Origin of the sequence: Mycobacterium sp. shizuoka-1 (assembly GCF_002723835.1) — a bacterium.
Classification (GTDB): Bacteria; Actinomycetota; Actinomycetes; order Mycobacteriales; family Mycobacteriaceae; genus Mycobacterium.
On record NZ_BEWG01000137.1, the window covers coordinates 1 to 2,792 of the forward strand.

The 2,792-nt window shown below is 66.3% G+C and carries 1 protein-coding gene; it reads right to left on the bottom strand.

The genetic code is table 11. The annotated features are described in order from the left end of the window. On the bottom strand, positions 1 to 2,792 hold a 2,792-nt coding region (locus tag MSZK_RS30980), incomplete at both ends, for a non-ribosomal peptide synthetase (protein WP_142390049.1).

Sequence of the window (2,792 nt, forward strand, 5' to 3'; positions counted from 1 at the left end):
CCGCTGCCCGTAGTAGATGGCGAACACCTCACCCAGCAGGATCGGCAACGACCACCCATCCAACACGATGTGATGATTGGTCAAGACAAACCGGTAGCGATCCGGCGCGGTGCGAATCAACGCCGCCCGAAATGCCGGTTCATTGGCCAACTCGCACACCGCATTACGCTCGGCGGCGCACACCTGTGCGATCTGCCGTTCGAGATCGTCGCCGTCGAGCTCGAAGTATTGCCAGGGCACAGTCGGCTCGGCCGGGATCACCTGTACCGGCTCGGCGAATCGCTGGGAGAACCGGGCGGCCAGATTCGGATGCCGGGCCACAACCGCTTGCACTGCCGAACACAGCTTGTCGTGGTCCAGTGGACCACTCAAACTCACGTACAGCTGCACCGCATACACATCGTCGCCGCCCAGCCCCGCACTGGCGTGGAACAACAACCCCTGCTGCAGTGGGGTCAGCGGCAGCACGTCCGCTATCCGCATACTCCCGCTGGGAGCGGTCGAGCTGATCTTGGCGACGACGGGTGTCGGCACCGGCTCGGCAGCCACCGGCTCAGGCGGAGCCTCTTTCCCCGCAATCAGCACTGCGAGCTGGGCGACCGTGGGCGCTTCGAACAGCGCGCGCACCGAAAGCCGGGTATTCAGAGCGGTATTGACCGCAGCGATCAGGCGCATCGCGGACAGCGAATCCCCGCCGAGGTTGAAGAACGAATCATCCGCGCCGACGCGCTGCACCGCGAGCACCGTGGCGTAGATGTCGGCGAGAGCCTCTTCGACGGCGCCGGCCGGCGCGCGGTAATGGCTGGTCCCGGAGAACTCCGGTGCCGGCAGGGCCCGTCGGTCGAGTTTCCCGTTGACCGTCAACGGTATTGCGTCGATCACGATGATCGCCGCCGGAACCATGTAGTCCGGGAGGCGGTCAGCCAAGGTTGCGCGCAGAGCAGCCGAGTCGAGATCAGTTGCGGTACCGGTGACGTAGCCGACGAGGCGCTTCTCGCCAGGTCGGTCCTCGCGGGCGATCACCACCGCCTGCTGCACGCCGTCCAGGCCGGCCAGCACGGCGCGCACCTCGCCGAGTTCGATGCGGTACCCACGGATCTTGACCTGCTCGTCGGCGCGCCCGACATATCTCAGCTGGCCGTCGCGATCCCACCACACCAAGTCGCCGGTGCGGTACATGCGGGTTCCGGCTCCGCCGAACGGGCATGCGACGAAACGTGTCCCGGTCAGGCCTGCGCGCCCCAGGTAGCCAGCTCCGACACCGCGCCCGGCGATGTACAACTCGCCGACCACCCCGGGCGGGACCGGCCGCAACCAACTGTCGAGGACGAACAACGCGGCGCCGGATATGGGGGGTCCGATCGGCACCGCCCCGGACCCGGCTGCCAGTGGAGAGCTCAACGCCACATCCACCGTCGTTTCGGTGGGGCCGTAGGCGTTGATCATGACGCGTCCGGGTGCCCACCGGTCCATCAGTTCGGTCGGGCACGGTTCGGCACCGATGATCAGCGCAACCGATCGGAGGGCATCCGGCGAGAGCATCCCCACTTCAGACGGAGTGGTACTGAACACCGTGACGTGTTCAGCGGCCAGTACCGCCTGGAGCTCTTCGGGTGCGTGGGCCACCGATTCGGGCACCACGACCAGTCGCCCGCCACCGAGCAGTGCACCGAAGATCTCCTGGACCGAAACATCGAAACCGTACGACCGGCACTGCGACCAGACCCGTTGCTCCGGAAGGGCGGTGGCCTGCAGCGAGTCGATCAGCTGCCCGACGTTGTGGTGGGCAATGGCGACGCCCTTGGGCACGCCGGTGGTACCCGAGGTGTAGATCAGGTAGGCGATGTCGTCGGGCGCCGGCCCCGGCGGCGCAGTGTTGGGCTGATCGTCGACGATGGGGTCGCTGGGGTCGATGATCGGCAGGTTCTGGCCGGCCAGCCGCTGCGCCAACTCGGGGTTGGTGATCGCAGCCGCCGGCACGGCGTCATCGAGAACCAGTTGCATCCGCGCCGACGGCGCCGCCGGGTCGATCGGCACGTACGCCGCGCCCGACTTGAGCACCCCCAGAATCGACACGATCGCCTCAGCCGACCGCGGCAACATCACAGCCACCCGCTGCCCCGGCCCGATTCCCTTGCCCACCAGGACATGTGCCAACCGATTCGTGGCCTCATCCAACTCGCGGTAGGTCCACGAACGTCCAGCGAAGGTCAGGGCCACCGCCTCCGGAGCGCGCATCACCTGCGCCGCGAACAACTCGGGAATGGACGTCGACGCCGGTGCCGGCTGGGAAAGCACCGCACGGTTACCCCATCGATCCAGCACAGCGTGCTCGTCCGCACCAAGCAGGTCAACGGCCGACATCGGCGCTGTGGGATCGGCGATCATCGCCGCCACCACGCGGGTGAGCCGGCCGATGAATGCATCGATACCGGTCGCGTCGAAGATATCCGTGTCGTACTCGACCCGCAGGGTCAGCTCGTCACCGGGGATCGCCTGGATCGACAGCGGATAGTGGTTGGTTTCGTGATGGGCGAAGTCGGTGACGGTCAATCCGTCGGTGCCAGACAACGTCGCGGCGTCGACCGGATAGTTCTCGTAGACGAAGAACGTGTCGAAGACTTGGTCGTGCCCAGTGACACGATGTATCTCGCTGAGCGCCAAGTGCTGATGATCCAACGTCAGGGCATGATCATTCTGCAACTGCCCCAGCAGATCCGCCGCCGTCGTCGACGCGCTGATCTGCGCCCGCACCGGCACCGTGTTGATCAGCAGACCCACCATCGAGTCGG